Source organism: Streptomyces lunaelactis (assembly GCF_003054555.1).
GTDB lineage: Bacteria > Actinomycetota > Actinomycetes > Streptomycetales > Streptomycetaceae > Streptomyces > Streptomyces lunaelactis.
In genome coordinates this window covers 7,938,667-7,954,538 of the sequence record NZ_CP026304.1, presented here as the reverse complement: position 1 = coordinate 7,954,538, position 15,872 = coordinate 7,938,667, and the positions used below count along the sequence as shown (strand labels likewise).

Sequence of the window (15,872 nt, the reverse complement as noted above, 5' to 3'; positions counted from 1 at the left end):
AGCTAACAGCACGTTGGTCCTCCGGGGCCGACGAGGTCGGTGAGGCCGGCGCGGCGAGAGAAGCGGAGGGGAACGGCGGCAACAGGGCTCGCAGCGGCGGGTTCGGACGGCTGGGACGGTTCGGACGGTTCGGACCGCGCAGGCCCCGGAAGTCCGGAAAGCCCGGGAAGCGAACGGGACTTCGCCGCCTGTTCAGCTGGCGGAAGGTACTCGCCGGCGTGATCGCACTGTGCGCCCTGGTGACGGGCTCCTTCACCGTTCTCTACTTCGCCATCGACATCCCCCGGGCCAACGACCTGGCGAAGGCGCAGAGCAATGTCTACCTGTTCAGCGACGGCAGCCGCCTCGCCCGCACCGGCGAGATCAACCGGGAGACCGTCCCGCTCGGCCGGGTGCCCGAGGGCGTGCGGCACGCGTTCGTCGCGGCGGAGAACAAGGACTTCTACAGCGACTCCGGCGTCTCCCTGAGCGGCACTGCCCGCGGCATCCTCAGCACGCTGACCGGCCAGGGCACGCAGGGCGGTTCGACCATCACCCAGCAGTACGTCAAGAACTACTACCTCAGCCAGGAACAGACCGTCACCCGCAAGGTGAAGGAACTGGTGATCTCCCTCAAGGTCGACCGGCACAACTCCAAGGACGACATCCTCGCCGGATACCTGAACAGCAGCTACTACGGCAGGCTCGCGTACGGCATCCAGGCCGCCGCCCGCGCGTATTACGGCAAGGAGGTCGAGGACCTCACCGTCGAGCAGGGCGCCTACCTCGCCGCACTGCTGCAGGCACCCAGCCAGTACGACTGGGCCATCGCCGCCCCCGCGGCCAAAAAGCTGGTCCAGCAGCGCTGGGGCTACGTCCTGGACAACATGGTCAAGGAGGGGTGGCTCGACAAGGACGCACGGCAGCAGATGCGTTTCCCGGTGCCGGTGACCGGCCGGCTCGGCGCGGGACTCGCCGGGCAGACCGGCTATCTGGTGGACGCCGCACGGCGGGAACTGACGGCCTCGGGCATCAGCGAGCAGGAACTGGCCGGTGGCGGCTGGCGGATCACCCTCACCATCGAACCGGACAAACAGAAGGCACTGGAGCAGGCGGTCAAGGCCGCCGACGGCGACACCGGCCCGAAGGCGCCGTCCGGCGCGGCGGAGCCGGATCCGGACCGGCAGACCGGAGCGGTCTCGGTCGATCCCCGCAACGGCCACATCGTGGCGCTCTATGGCGGCCGCGACTACACCAGCCACTACCTCAGCAACGCGACCCGCGCCGACTACCAGGCCGGCCCCACCTTCGAACCGGTCTCGTACGCCGCCTCGATGGAAGCCAAGCAGGACAGCGGCAAAGAGTCCGGCCCGGCGCAGATCAGGCGGACCGCCGCGGACCTCGGCATCGACCCCGACGCAGCCGGCTTCTCCACGCCGGGCGCCACATCGCTGGGACTCATGGGGGTCAGTCCGATGGAAATGGCGGGTGTCTACGCCTCCTTCAAGCATGCGGGCAAGAAGGTCACCCCCTCGATCGTGAAGTCCGCGCGGCGCGACGACGCGAGCACCCACCTGGCCGGCGCGGTGGGCGGGCAGGCCATCGACCCCAGGACCGCCGAACTGGTCTCCTCGTACCTCACCTTCTCGCCGGGCGGAACCGCCGACCGGCGCGACGGCTTCAGCTCGGTGGCACCCGGCAGCAGCAAGCAGAACGTGACAGCGGCCTCCGGGCGCTCCGACGACAGGAAGGCCGAGTGGTTCATCGGCGCCGGCCCGGAACTGGTCACGACGATCGCCCTCTTCGGTGAGGACGCCAAGTCCAAGAAGCAGGTCACCCTGAGGAACGCCGACAAGGGCAACTCCGAGAGGATCTGGACCCAGTACACCCAGCAGGCACTCGGCGACCGGTTCGCTCCCGAGCCGGAGGTCACGCCCGGAAGCGAGGACGAGACGGCCGGCGGCTACTGACAGCAATGAGCCGAGTCCGGCGACCCTTCGATGCTCACGGGGCCGCGAACCCGATACTGCTGGAGGCACCGGGCCGCCCGCGCGGCCCGCAGGAAGAGCCCCTACGTCTTGTCCGTCCCGGAATCGTCGGCCGCGGCATCGGAGCCCGGCTTGTCCGTGGCGGCCGGGTCAAGGATGCGGGTCAGGAAGTTCCGGGTCCGCTCGTGCTGGGGAGCACCCACCACTTGAGCGGCCGGGCCCTGTTCGACGATCACTCCGCCGTCCATGAACACCACCCGGTCTGCGACCTCCCGGGCGAAGCTCATCTCATGGGTGACGACCATCATCGTCATGCCCTCCGCGGCCAGCAGTCGCATCACCGCCAGCACCTCCCCCACCAGCTCGGGGTCGAGTGCCGAGGTCGGCTCGTCGAAGAGCATCACTTCCGGGCCCATGCTCAGCGCCCGCGCGATCGCCACCCGCTGCTGCTGTCCCCCGGAGAGCTGCGCGGGGTACGCGTCCGCCTTGTCGGACAGCCCGACGCGTTCCAGGTTCTCCCGGGCGACCGCCGCCGCGCGTGACTTGTTCCGGCGCAGCACCCGCCGCTGGGGCAGCGTGAGGTTCTCGGTCACATTCACATGGGGGAAGAGGTTGAACTGCTGGAAGACCATGCCGATCCGGCGGCGTACCGCGTCGATGTCGACATCGAGGTCGGTGACTTCCGTGCCGCCGACGAAGACCTGGCCCGCGGAGGGCTCCTCCAGCAGGTTCACACAGCGCAGCAATGTCGACTTGCCCGAGCCGGAAGGGCCGATCACGCAGACCACCTCGCCCCGTGCCACCTCCAGGTCGATGCCGCGCAGCACCTCGTTGTCCCCGAAGGACTTGTGCAGGCCCCGGATCTCGATCTCCGGCCCGCCGGCTCCCGTGCTCTCCACTGTCTCCGCCTTCTGTGACATCTCGTCCTCACCTGGCCTTGTCGGCGCGGGCCTCGAGGCGGCGCACCACGAAGCTGAGCGGCACGGTCACCAGCAGATAGCAGAGCCCCGCCACCAGGATCGGCGTCGAGTTCGCGGTCTGACTCGCCAGGTCCCGGCCGAACTTGGTCAGTTCCCGTTCCTCCAGCGTCACGCCGAGGAACAGCACCAGCGACGAGTCCTTGAAGAGCAGCACCATCTCATTCGTCAGCGGCGGAATCACGATCCGGAACGCCTGCGGAATGATCACCGACACCATCGCCCTGGCCCGGGAGAAGCCCAGCGAGCGGGCCGCCTCCATCTGCCCCTTGGGCACGGCCTGGATACCCGCGCGGATCGTCTCCGCCATATACGCCGCGGCGACCAGGCCGAGACCGAGAGCGACCTTCCCGTACGTACCGCCCGGGATCTGCGTACCGGGGAACGCCAGCGGCACCGCCACACCGACGAAGATGAAGATCAGCAGGGCGGGCAGCCCACGGAAGAGCTCGATGTAGACGCTGGCGACCCAGCGGTAGGGAGCCACCGACGACAGCCGCATCAGCGCGACGATCAGGCCCAGCACCAGCCCGAAGATGAAGCCGGAGAGCGTGTACACCACCGTGTTGCGCAGCGCGATGGTGATGATGTCCGGGAAGAGCTCCTTGGCAAGGTCCTTCTGCGCGAACTGGTTCTGCAGGCGGTCCCAGTCGGCCAGCACGCCGACCAGGACGAGCACCGCCACGAACACCGCGTACTGGACGCCCTGCCAGACGCGGCGCCGCTGCCGCCTCGTGAGCCGGGACGTCACGACTTCGCCTGAGGCAGCGGACCGATCCACTGCTTGTACAGCTTGTCGTACGTGCCGTCCGCCTTGGCGTCCTTGATCGCCTTGTCGATCGCCGCGAGCAGCTTGCTGTTGCCCTTCTTCACCGAGAAACCGTACTGCTCACCGGTGTCGATGTTCTGGCCGAGGACGAATTCGGCCGAGTTCGCCTTGTCCTTCAACCAGCCCTGGACGACGGGGTAGTCGATGACGACAGCGTCGACCTGCCCGGTCCGCAACCCGTTGAGCACCGCGTCAGAGCTCTCGAACGCGACGGGGTCGAAGCCCTGGCTCTTGGCGTAGCTCTCGCCGGTGGTCTCCGCCTGGGCGCCGAGCTTCTTCTTCTGCGACTTGACGTCTGCGAGCGACGTCACGCCGCTCTTCTTCGTGGCCAGCAGCGCCTGCGTGGCGTCGAAGTAGGGGACGGAGAAGTCGACGTTCTTCTTGCGCTCGTCGGTGATCGTCATGCCGGCGGCGGCCAGGTCGCACGCGCCGGAGTTCAGGAACGCACCGGTCTTGAAGTTCTCGAAGGGGGTGTCGAGGATCGTCTGCTCGACCTTGAGGTTCTTCGCCACCAGGTCGATGAGGGACACGTCGAAGCCGACGACCTTGCCGTCCTGCTCGAACTGGAACGGCGGGTAGGGCAGGTGGGTGCAGGTCGTCAGCTTGCCCTTGGCGACAACGGGAACGCCTCCCGCCGCCTCAGCGGGACCGTCGTCACCGGAGGAACAGCCGACGGCGAGGAACATCCCGGCAGCAACTGCACCGGCGGTGATGACGCGGGCCCGGCGGGAAGAGCGAGTGCGACGAGCACCGACCGACCACAACACAGCTGACCTCCATCAGAGTGGGAGCGGGCGGTGGAGAGATACGGAACCGCCCGCCGAGATCGTAAGCCACCACGGCCGTGGCACGACGACGCTGTCCACGATGCGTACCGGCGCCCCGCCGGCACCGCACAGCCCCCCATCGCTTTGACTCCTGTTCACCGCATCCGCTTCCCCGCGCCCTCGCGCGAGAAGAGTCGTCGCGCCGTTCTCGCACGCCAGACGATGTGCCAGGACCCCAAAGACCAGTGGTACATACCAAGGCCTTGACAGGGTCTTAGTTCACTTCTTAAATCACGTAGTGAACTAAGTACCCCCCACCTCAGTCGGCGCATCATCCGCACACCCCACTTGCGCCCCTCGTCTGTCATATTCATGACAGACCCCCTTCCTCCCTCATGCACCGCATACCGGAAGGGAGAGTCATGGACTCCCCGCGCTTCTCACGGCGCTTGCTGCTGTCTGTTCTGTCCGTTCTCACACTCGCGTCGCTGACCACAGGCCCTGCGAGCGGCAGCGAACCAGCACCCGCCGCCGCGCCCGCCGCCGTGACGTTCGCCGACGACTTCGACGGTCCCGCGGGATCCGCCGTCGACGGCGGAAAATGGCAGATCGAGACGGGCGACAACGTCAACAACCACGAGCGGCAGTACTACACGGCAGGCAATCGCAACGCCGCTCTCGACGGCCAGGGCCACCTGGTCATCACCGCCCGCCGGGAGAACCCGGACAACTACCAGTGCTGGTACGGCAGATGTGAGTACACCGCCGCCCGGCTGAACACCGCCGGCAAGTTCACCCAGACATACGGACATGTCGAGGCCAGGCTGAAGGTGCCGCGCGGCCAGGGCATGTGGCCGGCCTTCTGGATGCTGGGCAATGACATCGGGCAGGTCGGCTGGCCCAACTCCGGCGAGATCGACGTCATGGAGAACGTCGGCTTCGAGCCCTCCACCGTGCACGGCACCCTGCACGGGCCGGGATACTCCGGCTCCGGCGGCATCGGCGCCGGGTACACCCTGCCCGGCGGTCAGGCGTTCGCGGACGCCTTCCACACCTTCGCCGTCGACTGGGCACCCGACTCGGTCACCTGGTCCGTGGACGGCAACGTGTACCAGCGCCGCACCCCCGCCGACCTCGGCGGCAAGCAGTGGGTGTTCAACAAGCCGTTCTTCCTGATCCTCAACCTCGCCGTCGGCGGCTACTGGCCCGGCGACCCCGACGGCAGCACCGTCTTCCCCCAGCAACTCGTCGTCGACCATGTGCGGGTCAGCACGAGTGACAGCCCCGGTACAGGCAGGGCCATCACCGGTCTCGGCGGTAAGTGCGTGGATGTCGCCGGAGCGAACAGCGCCAACGGCACAGCCGTACAGCTCTACGACTGCAACAGCACCGCCGCCCAGCAATGGAGCGTCGGTACGGACGGCACGATCCGGGCTCTGGGCAAGTGCCTCGACGTCACTTCCGGCGGTACGGCCGACGGCACCACGGTCCAGCTGTGGGACTGCAACGGCTCGGCCGCCCAGCGCTGGAGCGTCAGCGCCGCACACGACATCGTCAACCCGCAGGCGAACAAGTGCCTGGACGCCACCGGCAACAGCTCGGCCAACGGCACCCGCCTGCAGATCTGGACCTGCACCGGAGCCGCCAACCAGAAGTGGACGGTGTAAGGCTGATGAATACGCAACTCCTGCGCAGACCCGCCCTGCTGAGCGTGCTGGGCACCGCGGCCGCCGCGGCTCTCCTCACCTTGCGAACGCCCAGAGCGGGCCGCCACAGCTCGTCGCCGTCCCGCCGCAGACGGCCCCTGATCGCGGCATTCGTGGTCGTGGCGTCGGCCGGCTCGATGCTGGCCGCCGTCCCCACCCAGGCGAGAACCCCGGACTCCGGGACGGCGGCCGTCGCCAAGGCCGCCGCGCTGCCGACCAGTTGGGCCACCGTGGTCAACAGCGGCAGCGGCAAGTGTCTGGACGCGCGCTCGGCCGCGACGGTGAACGGCACCGCCGTCCAGCAGTACACGTGCAACAGGTCCACCGCCCAGCAGTGGAGCTTCACCGACACCGGCGACGGCTATGTGCGGATCAACAACCGCAATGACGCGGGCCAGGTCGTGGACGTGAGCGATGTGTCCACCGCCGACAACGCCGCCGTGCACCTGTGGTCGTACGGCGGCGGCAACAACCAGCAGTGGCAGGCAGTGGACGAGGGCGGTGGCGCGTACCACTTCATCAACCGCAACAGCGGCAAGTGCCTGGACGTCCCCTCCGCCTCGACGGCCGACAGCGTCCAGCTGGTGCAGTACACCTGCAACGGCTCGGCGGCCCAGCGCTTCCAGGTCGCGCCGGTGACCACCGCTCCCGGTGATGTGGACCTCGGCCCGAACGTGGTCGTCTTCGACCCGTCGATGCCGTCCGCGACCATCCAGAGCCGGCTGAACTCGATCTTCCAGCAGCAGGAGCAGAACCAGTTCGGCTCCCAGCGCTACGCCGTGATGTTCAAGCCGGGCACCTACAGCAACGACGTCAACGTCGGCTTCTACACCCAGGTCCTGGGCCTCGGCCAGTCGCCCGACTCGGTGACGATCAACGGCGCGGTACACGTCGAGGCCGACTGGTTCCCGCCGCAGAACGCCACCCAGAACTTCTGGCGCGGCGCGGAGAACCTGTCGGTGAACCCGACCGGCGGCACCGACCGCTGGGCGGTCTCGCAGGCGTCCGCGTACCGCCGGATGCACGTCCGCGGCAATCTGGCGCTGGACGACGGCGGCTGGGCCAGCGGCGGCTTTACGGCCGATACCAAGATCGACGGTCAGGTGCGGTCCGGTACCCAGCAGCAGTGGATCACGCGTAACTCCACGCTCGGCAGCTGGACCGGCTCCAACTGGAACATGGTCTTCGTCGGCAGTCAGGGCGTCCCCGCCACCAGCTTCCCCAGCCCGCCCTACACGGCCGTGAACCAGACCCCCACGGTCCGTGAGAAGCCCTTCCTGTACGTGGACAGCGCCGGCGCCTACCAGGTGTTCGTGCCGTCCGTGCGGGCCAACTCCACCGGTACGACGTGGGCCGGCGGCGCCGCGGCCGGCACCTCGCTCGGCATGGACTCGTTCTTCATCGTGCGGGCCGGCACCACCGCCGCGCAGATCAACGCCGCGCTGGCCGAGGGCAAGAACCTGCTGGTCACCCCCGGCGTCCACCACCTGAACCAGACCCTGCAGGTGACCCGTCCCGACACCGTGATCCTGGGCCTCGGCCTCGCCACCTTCGTCCCGGACAACGGCATCACGGCGATGCGGGTCGCGGACGTCGACGGCGTCAAGGTCGCCGGCCTCCTCTTCGACGCCGGTCCGGTCAATTCGCCGACCCTGGTGGAGATCGGCCCGTCCGCCTCCTCCGCCGGCCACGCGGCCAACCCGACCTCGCTGCACGACGTCTACTTCCGGGTCGGCGGCCAGACGGTCGGCAAGGCCACCACGAGCCTGGTCGTCAACAGCGACAACGTCATCGGCGACCACATGTGGATCTGGCGCGGTGACCACGGCAACCCGGGCACGATCGGCTGGACCGTCAATACCGGCGATACGGGCCTGATCGTCAACGGCGACAACGTGACCATGTACGGCCTGTTCGTCGAGCACTACCAGAAGCACCAGACGATCTGGAACGGCAACGGCGGCAGAACGTACTTCTACCAGAACGAGATGCCCTACGACCCGCCCAACCAGGCCGCCTGGATGAACGGCTCCACCCAGGGCTATGCCGCGTACAAGGTCGCAGGCTCGGTCACCAGCCACCAGGCGTTCGGCCTCGGCAGCTACTGCTTCTTCAACGTGAATCCGAGCGTCGCCGCCGAGCGCGCCTTCGAGGCCCCCGACAACCCGAACGTGCGCTTCCAGAGCATGGTGACCGTCTCCCTCGGCGGTACCGGAACGATCCGCCATGTCATCAACGGACGGGGCGGGCCCTCCAACTCGTCCACCAATGTGGCGAACCTGGTGAGTCACCCGTGAGGCAGCTCGGAGCACGACTGCTCGTGCTGCTCGCGATGCTGCCGGGAACCAGCGCCGTCCCCGCCCATGCGGGCAGAGAGGACTGACCAGCTGGGGCGCGCTCGCCATTCTCGCGGCGGCGGTGAGCTACGCCGTCGCCTTCGCCTACATGGGACGCAAGCTCACCGGGAAGGGCACCGCCCCCACGCATATTCTGGGGATCTTCGGTACTGGATTCACCTTTGCCCTCAACTACCGGCTCATCGCGGATGAAGGGGCGACAAACGCCGCCACCGTCGTATACCTGCTCCCCGTGGTCTCCATCACGCTCGGGGCGATCGCGCTCGGCGAACAGCTCACTTTCCGTGTCGTCGCGGGCATGGTCGTGGTGCTTGTGGGAGTCGGTCTGACACGGTGGCAAAAGCGGACATCGTCGCCGTCGGCACAGGTCACGACGGAGGCGTCGCCGAACGGGCAATCGGTTGTGTGACGGAGCGGCGCCTCGCTCGCTGCCGGCGCCGTATCTCGGGGGGTCCGGACCCGTCCGGACGAGGCAACTGACCGACCGGACAGTCGTGCAACAATGCACCGGCTGCGCTTACCCGTGAGTAACGTAGCCGCTCCGCGAGCATGTCCTGCCCAGCCGTCCGCGAAGGCATTCGAGGAACCCCGCCGTGTCGTACTACCCCTCACAGCCCTCATATCCCGAGCAGCCAGGACAACCCCACCACTCCTGGCAGGAGCCCCCGCCGCCGTCCCCCGCACCGCCGGCCGACCCCCGCCGGGAGATACGCGCGCTCAGTGACGCCTACCGGCGGCTGCGCAGAGTCGCCAGCCTGACGGCCCTCGGCTACTTCGTGCTGTTCCTCTTCCTCTCCGCGTACGCGCCGGGGCTGATGACCAGCAGGATCACCGGCGGTCTCAGCATCGCCCTGCTGCTCGGCCTGCTCCAGCTCCCGGTGACCCTCATGGCCGTCGCCGCGTACGAGAGGTCCGCGCGGCGCCGGGTGGACCCGCTCGCCGAGGCCGTCCGCGCACTGTCCGACCAGAGCCCGCAGGGAGCACGCCGATGACCGGATTCGGCTCCGAGGCCCAGACGATGTCCCTGGTCGCCTTTATCGCGGTGACGACGGTGACCCTGCTGCTGTGTGTGATGACCGGGCCCGACCGCGAGGACCTGGACGAGTTCTACACCGGCTACCGCTCACTGACCCCGATGCAGAGCGGCCTCGCCATCGCCGGCGACTACATATCGGCCGCGAGCGTGCTCGGCACCATCGGCGTCATCTCGCTGGTCGGCCAGGACGGACTCGTACTCGCCCTGAGCACCGCACTCTCGCTGGTGCTGCTGATGTTCCTGCTGGCCGAACCCCTGCGCAACGCGGGCCGGTTCACGATGGGCGACGTGCTCACCCGCCGCACCCCGAGTCCCGCCGTCCGCATCACGGCGTGCATCGTCACACTCCTCGCGCTCTTCCCTCTGCTGATCTTCCAGCTCGCGGGCGCGGGCGATCTGCTGGCCTTCGTCCTCGGCATGGACTCCCCCGGGTTCAAGACCGTCTCCATCGTGCTGCTCGGCCTACTGATGATCATCTACGCGGCCATCGGCGGCATGAAGGGCACCGCCTTCATCCAGATCGTCAAGACCGTGGTGCTGCTCGCCGCGGCCGTCGCCATCGCCTCGCTCATCCTGAACCGCTTCGACTTCAGCATCCCCTCGCTGCTGGACGCCGCGGCAGCCGGCAGCGGTCTGGGCGACGCGTATCTCGCGCCGGGGCTCCAATTCGGCGGCGACGGGCTCGACATGATCAGCGCCCAGCTGACCGTCGTACTCGGCGCGGCCTGCCTCCCGCACATCACCATGCGTATGTTCAGCTCCCGCAGCGCGCCGGCGGTACGGCGCTCCATGTCCTGGGCCGTCTCCACCGTCGTGGTGATGGCGGTGCTCAGTGCCGTGATCGGCTTCGGCGCGGCCGCGATCGTCGGGCACCAGCAGATCAGCGCCGGTGATCCGCAGGGCAAGATCTCGATCCTGCTGGTCAGCCAGGCGATCATGGGCACCGAAGTCTCCACATTCGAGACGCTGTTGTTCACGGCGATGGCCACCGCGATCTTCCTGACGCTGCTGGCCTCCGTCGCCGGCATCACGCTCGCCTGCGCCAACACCCTCGCCCACGACCTGATCACGCACGGTCTGCGCCGCAAGCAGGCCCTGCGCGACAGCACCGAGATGACGGTCGCCCGTGCGACGGCCGCGGCGGTCGGTCTCGCCGCGATCCTCCTCGCGGCGGCCTCCCGGCACGTGAATCTGCAGGCGATGGTCACGCTGTCGTTCTGCCTGGGCGCGTCGGCGGTCGCACCCGCGCTCGTCTACAGCCTCTTCTGGCGCCGGTACAACCGCACCGGGCTGCTGAGCACCCTCATCGGCGGCACGCTCAGTGTCGTCATACTCATCACCGGCACCACGCTCGTCTCCGGATCCCCTCAAGCCATCTTCCCGGACGACGACTTCACCTGGTTCCCGTACACCACCACGGGCCTGGTCTCCATCCCGGCCGGATTCCTCGCGGGCTGGCTCGGCACGGTGGCCGGCCGCAACAGCGCGAGGGCGCGCCAGCAGCAGGAGTACGCCTACGAGGCGGTCGAGGCGTCCATCCTGGCGGATGCCGCACGGCCTCCGGGTCAGTAACCAATGACGGCGGCGTCGAGCCGGCATCGACAACGTCCCGCACCCAAGGATCGGATTCGTACCCCATGGCACGTACCTTCTCGGTTGTGGACAGCATCGTCATCGACGCCGCCCCCTCAACGATCTACGAACAGGTCAGCAATCCCGCGCTGATGGGCCGCTGGAGTCCGGAGAACCGCGGCGCGACCGTGCGCGACGGCGGTGAACAGGCGTACGTCGGGATGGTCTTCGACGGCTACAACAAGCGCGGGCCTCTCCGCTGGACGACGCGGTGCACGGTCACCGCCGCGGACGCGGGTGAGCGTTTCGCCTTCAAGGTTCGCGCGATAGGCGGGCGCAGGCCGCTGGTGCCGGGCCGCATCGCCAGCTGGGAGTACCGCTTCGAGGCTGCCGGGGGCGGGACGCGGGTGACCGAGACGTGGACCGACGACCGGAGGTCCTGGCCCGACTTCCTGGCCAACGCCTTCGACAGGATGGCGACCCGCGGGGATACGTTCGCGGACTTCCAGCGCAGGAACATCAGGACCACGCTGACCAACCTCAAGACCGCGATGGAGTCGGCGCCCTCCTCGTCGTGACGGCCCGAGGCCGTGGTCAGCCGGTGGAGAGTCCGGCCGCGGTCCGCGCCAGAGCGTCGAGCACCGGCCGGATCAGCGGGTGCAGCTCCGCACCGCGGCGTACGGCGGCGAACACCCGGCGCGTCGCGGCGGGGCCCACCACGGGCCGTACGACAGTGTCCTTCAGCTCCATTCCGCGCAGCGCCGAGCGGGGCACCAGCGCCACGCCGGCGCCGGCTCCGGCGAGGGCCACGACGGCGCGGAAGTCGTCCGAGGAGTGCACAAGACGCGGCTGGAACCCGGCGAGCTCGCAGGCGAGCAGCACCATGTCGTGGCAGGGGTTGCCGGGGTAGGGGCCGATCCAGTCGCTGTCCGCGAGCTCGGCCAGCTCGACGTGTTCCCCCCGGCCGAGAGGGTGGTCGGCATGAAGAACGGCGTCGAACGGCTCCGCGTAGAGCGGCACGCGGGCCAGCCGCCGGTCGCCCTCGCCGGGTGCGCCCCGGTACTCGACCGCGACGGCCAGATCCGCCTCGCCGTCGAGGACCAGCGGCAGACTCTCGTCGCCCTCGGCGTCCCGCACCCGCACCCGGATGTCCGGGTGGTGCGCGGCGAGGCGCCCTATGGCCGGTGCGACGACCTCGGCGATGCCGGTGGCGAAGGCGGCTACGGAGACCTCGCCGGCGGCGCCGCCCGCGTAGGCCGCGAGCTCGGCCTCGGCCCGCTCCAGCTGGGCGAGGACCGCGTTGGCGTGCTCCAGCAGGATCTCTCCGGCCGCCGTGAGCCGTACGCCTTTGCCACTGCGGATCAGCAGAGCGTGGCCGGTCTCCTGCTCCAGCGCGGCGAGCTGCTGGGAGACGGCCGAGGGGGTCAGATACAGCGCTGCGGCTGCGGCGGTCACCGTACGGTGGTCTGCCGCAGCTCGAAGGATGCGGAGCCGGCGGGGGTCGATCACCCAGCCATTGTCGCCCGTGCGTCGACGAACGCCGCCACCGCCCGCTCCACGTCCTCGGTGGAGTGCGCGGCGGAGAGCTGGACCCGGATCCGGGCCTTGCCCATCGGGACGACGGGGTACGAGAAGCCGATGACGTACACGCCGCGCTCCAGCAGGAGTTCGGCCATGCGGCCGGCCTCGGAGGCGTCGCCGATCATGACGGGGGCGATGGCGTGGTCGCCGGGCAGGATGTCGAAGCCCGCTTCGGTCATCTTCGTACGGAAGAGGGCGGTGTTCGCGGCGAGCTTCTCGCGCAGGTCGCCGGCGGACTCCAGCAGGTCGAGGACCTTGAGGGAAGCGGCGGCGATCACCGGGGCGAGGGAGTTGGAGAAGAGGTACGGGCGGGACCGCTGGCGCAGCAGGGCGACGATCTCCGCGCGGGCCGCGACATAGCCGCCGGACGCGCCGCCGAGCGCCTTGCCGAGGGTGCCGGTGATGATGTCGACGCGGTCCATCACGCCGTGCAGCTCAGGGGTGCCGCGGCCGCCGGGGCCGACGAAGCCGACGGCGTGGGAGTCGTCGACCATGACCATCGCGTCGTAGCGGTCGGCGAGGTCGCAGATCTCGGCGAGCGGGGCGACATAGCCGTCCATGGAGAAGACGCCGTCGGTGACGATGAGCCGGCGGCGGGCGTCCTGGGTCTCCTTGAGCTGCTGCTCCAGGTCGGCGAGGTCGCGGTTGGCGTAGCGGTGGCGGCGGGCCTTGCACAGGCGGATGCCGTCGATGATGCTGGCGTGGTTCAGGGCGTCGGAGATGACCGCGTCCTCGGGGCCGAGGATCGTCTCGAAGACTCCGCCGTTGGCGTCGAAGCAGGAGGAGTAGAGGATCGTGTCCTCCTGGCCGAGGAACGCGGAGAGGCGTGCCTCCAGCTCCTTGTGGACGTCCTGGGTGCCGCAGATGAAGCGGACGGAGGCCATGCCGTAGCCCCAGCGGTCCAGTGCTTCCTTGGCCGCCGCGACGATCTCGGGGTGGTCGGCGAGACCGAGGTAGTTGTTGGCGCAGAAGTTCAGTACGTCTCCGGAAGCGACGGACACGGTGGCACTCTGCGGGGTGCCGATGACGCGCTCGGGCTTGTAGAGACCGGCGGCGCGGATCTCGTCGAGGGTGGTGCGGAGGTCGTCGCGGACGGACGCGTACATGGTGGGGCTCCTAACGAGATGCGCGGACGAGAAGGCTCGGGCTCGGACCGGATGGCTCGGACGGGAAGTCCTCAGACGGTCCAGTCGAGGATGATCTTGCCGCTGCGGGCGGTGGCGGCCTCGTCGAAGGCGGCGTCGAAGTCCTGGTAGCCATAGCTGCCGGTGATCACCGGGCTGAGGTCGAGTCCGCCTTCGAGCAGAACGGTCATCGCGTACCAGGTCTCGAACATCTCGCGTCCGTAGATGCCCTTGATGGTGATCATCGAGGTGACGATCTTCGACCAGTCGACGGCGAACTCCTGCGCGGGCAGGCCGAGCATGGCGATGCGGCCGCCGTGGGTCATGTTGTCGACCATGTCGCGCATGGCTTCGGGGCGGCCGGACATCTCCAGGCCGATGTCGAAGCCCTCCTTCAGCCCGAGCTGCCGCTGCGCCTCGGCGATGTCGTGCTGGGCGACGTTCAGCGCGAGGGTGGCGCCGGCCTTGCGGGCGATCGCGAGGCGGGACTCGCTCACATCGGTGATCACGACATTGCGGGCGCCGGCGTGCCGGGCGACGGCAGCAGCCATGATCCCGATCGGTCCGGCGCCGGTGATCAGCACGTCCTCGCCGACCAGCGGGAAGGAGAGAGCGGTGTGCACGGCGTTGCCGAACGGGTCGAAGATCGCGGCGATGTCCAGGTCGACCTGCGTCCGGTGCACCCACACATTGGACGCGGGCAGGGCGACGTACTCGGCGAACGCGCCGTCCCGGCCGACGCCGAGGCCGATCGTGCTGCGGCACAGATGGCGGCGGCCGGCGAGACAGTTGCGGCACCTGCCGCAGACCAGATGCCCCTCGCCGCTCACCACATCGCCCACCGCGATGTCCTGGACGTCCGCTCCGACGGCGGCGACCTCGCCGACGAACTCATGGCCGAGGACGCGGGGCGTGGTCACCGCCTGCTGGGCCCAGCCGTCCCAGGACCTGATGTGCAGATCGGTGCCACAGATCCCGGTGCGCAGGACCTTGATCAACACATCACCGGGGCCGGTCTCCGGCTCGGGCACGTCCATGAGCCACAGCCCGGGCTCGGCATGCTGCTTGACAAGGGCCTTCATGGGGTGGCTCCAGGCATCGTGGTGGGCTGACCGGAGTCGGCGTCGACAACACCGGTCAGTGGACCTGCACCAATCTGCCCAGCCCTGACTGCAGAGTCCATCGAGGATTTCTTAAGCGGGCCAACAGCGGAGCTTCATGGGCTTCACAGAACTCCGGCTGGACCCATTGGACCAGGTAGGGGCCTGGGCCGCACCTCATCCAGGGGCGGCTCTTCATCTTTGAGCCGGCCGGCTACGGCTGGCGGCTCGCCAAGGACCTGACACGGCGGCCCCTCAGTCCGCGCCGCGGACGCTCCGGGCATGGTCTGTGCTGCCGCCCGGCCGGCGTGGCACGCGCGCCTCGACGAGGTCGGGATGGTGCGCCGTGGACGTGCCGGTGCCGGTCCGGCGTTCGGTCAGGGCGTGGAGCTGCTCGCGCAGACTCTGGTTCTCGATGTACAGATCGGCGAGCGCCCTGACCTTCGTACGCACCACCCATGGATCGACCGGCTTGACCAGGAAGTCCGATACACCGAGGTCGTAGGCGCGGGCCGCCAGGTCGTCGTCCCTGCCGAGGCCGGTCATCAGTACGACGGGCAGATTCCTGGTGTGGTCAAGTCGTTTGAGATAGGCGAGCACTTCGAGGCCGTCCATCCGAGGCATGACCACATCGAGAATGATGACCGCAATGCCGCCGCGCAGAACGGTTTTCAGCGCTTCGTCCCCGCTGTGTGCACGGACCACGGGACGCCCCACGGGGCGTAACAGGCTCTCTATCGCGAAGAGGTTGTCCTCGCGGTCGTCCACCACAAGGATCTTCAAGGCACAGCCCGCATCCCCATAGTGCCTCCCTCGACAGTCGGCCACATCAGCGTACGCCGCATGCTGCGGCAAG

At 68.7% G+C, this 15,872-nt stretch carries 14 protein-coding genes; 7 read left to right on the top strand and 7 right to left on the bottom strand.

Annotated elements, in window-relative coordinates; all coding sequences use genetic code 11:
* Positions 1–218 precede the first annotated feature (218 nt).
* Positions 219–1,949: a transglycosylase domain-containing protein gene (locus SLUN_RS36350; protein WP_257153864.1), complete on the top strand. Its 1,731-nt coding sequence runs from the start codon at positions 219–221 to the stop codon at positions 1,947–1,949.
* 101 nt (positions 1,950–2,050) lie between these two features.
* Here the strand turns inward: SLUN_RS36350 and SLUN_RS36345 are convergent, their stop codons facing one another.
* From SLUN_RS36345 to SLUN_RS36335, 3 genes are read right to left on the bottom strand one after another with little or no spacing between them, the layout of a single operon-like run.
* Positions 2,051–2,887 carry an amino acid ABC transporter ATP-binding protein gene (locus SLUN_RS36345; protein ID WP_108154120.1) on the bottom strand — a complete coding sequence of 279 codons (837 nt, stop codon included), beginning with the start codon at positions 2,885–2,887 and terminating at the stop codon, positions 2,051–2,053.
* A gap of 7 nt (positions 2,888–2,894) precedes the next feature.
* Complete coding sequence (locus SLUN_RS36340) at positions 2,895–3,695, bottom strand: amino acid ABC transporter permease (protein WP_108154119.1); 801 nt, start codon at positions 3,693–3,695, stop codon at positions 2,895–2,897.
* Entirely contained in the window at positions 3,692–4,459 is a 768-nt protein-coding gene (locus tag SLUN_RS36335) for an ABC transporter substrate-binding protein (protein ID WP_108154118.1), read from the bottom strand. Before SLUN_RS36335 ends, SLUN_RS36340 begins: the two co-directional genes overlap by 4 nt.
* Positions 4,460–4,962: 503 nt before the next feature.
* Between SLUN_RS36335 and SLUN_RS36330 the strand changes: the two genes are divergently transcribed.
* The 6 genes from SLUN_RS36330 to SLUN_RS36305 all read left to right on the top strand — a co-directional run bounded on the left by SLUN_RS36330 (position 4,963) and on the right by SLUN_RS36305 (position 11,789).
* On the top strand, positions 4,963–6,207 hold the full coding sequence (locus tag SLUN_RS36330) for a glycoside hydrolase family 16 protein (RefSeq protein ID WP_108154117.1): 1,245 nt from the start codon (positions 4,963–4,965) through the stop codon (positions 6,205–6,207).
* 176 nt (positions 6,208–6,383) lie between these two features.
* Positions 6,384–8,543: an RICIN domain-containing protein gene (locus tag SLUN_RS36325; RefSeq protein ID WP_108155145.1), complete on the top strand. Its 2,160-nt coding sequence runs from the start codon at positions 6,384–6,386 to the stop codon at positions 8,541–8,543.
* A 121-nt stretch (positions 8,544–8,664) separates the two neighbouring features.
* Positions 8,665–9,012, top strand: coding sequence for a DMT family transporter (locus SLUN_RS36320; RefSeq protein ID WP_371413887.1), 348 nt, complete (start codon positions 8,665–8,667; stop codon positions 9,010–9,012).
* 184 nt (positions 9,013–9,196) lie between these two features.
* Positions 9,197–9,595 carry a DUF485 domain-containing protein gene (locus SLUN_RS36315; RefSeq protein ID WP_257153863.1) on the top strand — a complete coding sequence of 133 codons (399 nt, stop codon included), beginning with the start codon at positions 9,197–9,199 and terminating at the stop codon, positions 9,593–9,595.
* Positions 9,592–11,211 carry a sodium/solute symporter gene (locus SLUN_RS36310; protein ID WP_108154115.1) on the top strand — a complete coding sequence of 540 codons (1,620 nt, stop codon included), beginning with the start codon at positions 9,592–9,594 and terminating at the stop codon, positions 11,209–11,211. The genes SLUN_RS36315 and SLUN_RS36310 overlap by 4 nt, the downstream gene beginning before the upstream one ends.
* A gap of 65 nt (positions 11,212–11,276) precedes the next feature.
* The gene (locus SLUN_RS36305; protein ID WP_108154114.1) at positions 11,277–11,789 is read left to right on the top strand and encodes an SRPBCC family protein; all 513 of its coding nucleotides are present in this window, start codon (positions 11,277–11,279) and stop codon (positions 11,787–11,789) included.
* A 16-nt stretch (positions 11,790–11,805) separates the two neighbouring features.
* On the opposite strand, the gene SLUN_RS36300 is transcribed toward SLUN_RS36305, so the two are convergent.
* The 4 genes from SLUN_RS36300 to SLUN_RS36285 all read right to left on the bottom strand — a co-directional run bounded on the left by SLUN_RS36300 (position 11,806) and on the right by SLUN_RS36285 (position 15,799).
* Complete coding sequence (locus tag SLUN_RS36300; RefSeq protein WP_108154113.1) at positions 11,806–12,720, bottom strand: LysR family transcriptional regulator; 915 nt, start codon at positions 12,718–12,720, stop codon at positions 11,806–11,808.
* The gene (locus SLUN_RS36295; protein ID WP_108154112.1) at positions 12,717–13,898 is read right to left on the bottom strand and encodes a glycine C-acetyltransferase; all 1,182 of its coding nucleotides are present in this window, start codon (positions 13,896–13,898) and stop codon (positions 12,717–12,719) included. The genes SLUN_RS36300 and SLUN_RS36295 overlap by 4 nt, the downstream gene beginning before the upstream one ends.
* Positions 13,899–13,969: 71 nt before the next feature.
* Positions 13,970–14,998, bottom strand: coding sequence for an L-threonine 3-dehydrogenase (tdh, locus tag SLUN_RS36290; RefSeq protein ID WP_108154111.1), 1,029 nt, complete (start codon positions 14,996–14,998; stop codon positions 13,970–13,972).
* A 273-nt stretch (positions 14,999–15,271) separates the two neighbouring features.
* Entirely contained in the window at positions 15,272–15,799 is a 528-nt protein-coding gene (locus SLUN_RS36285) for a response regulator (RefSeq protein ID WP_254710301.1), read from the bottom strand.
* Positions 15,800–15,872 lie beyond the last annotated feature (73 nt).

Bases quoted from the DNA above. Each gene is read 5' to 3' on its own strand.
- SLUN_RS36295 (WP_108154112.1), bottom strand. From the start codon at position 13,898: ATGTACGCGTCCGTCCGCGACGACCTCCGCACCACCCTCGACGAGATC.
- tdh (WP_108154111.1), bottom strand. From the start codon at position 14,998: ATGAAGGCCCTTGTCAAGCAGCATGCCGAGCCCGGGCTGTGGCTCATG.
- SLUN_RS36330 (WP_108154117.1), top strand. From the start codon at position 4,963: ATGGACTCCCCGCGCTTCTCACGGCGCTTGCTGCTGTCTGTTCTGTCC.
- SLUN_RS36305 (WP_108154114.1), top strand. From the start codon at position 11,277: ATGGCACGTACCTTCTCGGTTGTGGACAGCATCGTCATCGACGCCGCC.
- SLUN_RS36345 (WP_108154120.1), bottom strand. From the start codon at position 2,887: ATGTCACAGAAGGCGGAGACAGTGGAGAGCACGGGAGCCGGCGGGCCG.
- SLUN_RS36325 (WP_108155145.1), top strand. From the start codon at position 6,384: ATGCTGGCCGCCGTCCCCACCCAGGCGAGAACCCCGGACTCCGGGACG.
- SLUN_RS36335 (WP_108154118.1), bottom strand. From the start codon at position 4,459: ATGTTCCTCGCCGTCGGCTGTTCCTCCGGTGACGACGGTCCCGCTGAG.
- SLUN_RS36310 (WP_108154115.1), top strand. From the start codon at position 9,592: ATGACCGGATTCGGCTCCGAGGCCCAGACGATGTCCCTGGTCGCCTTT.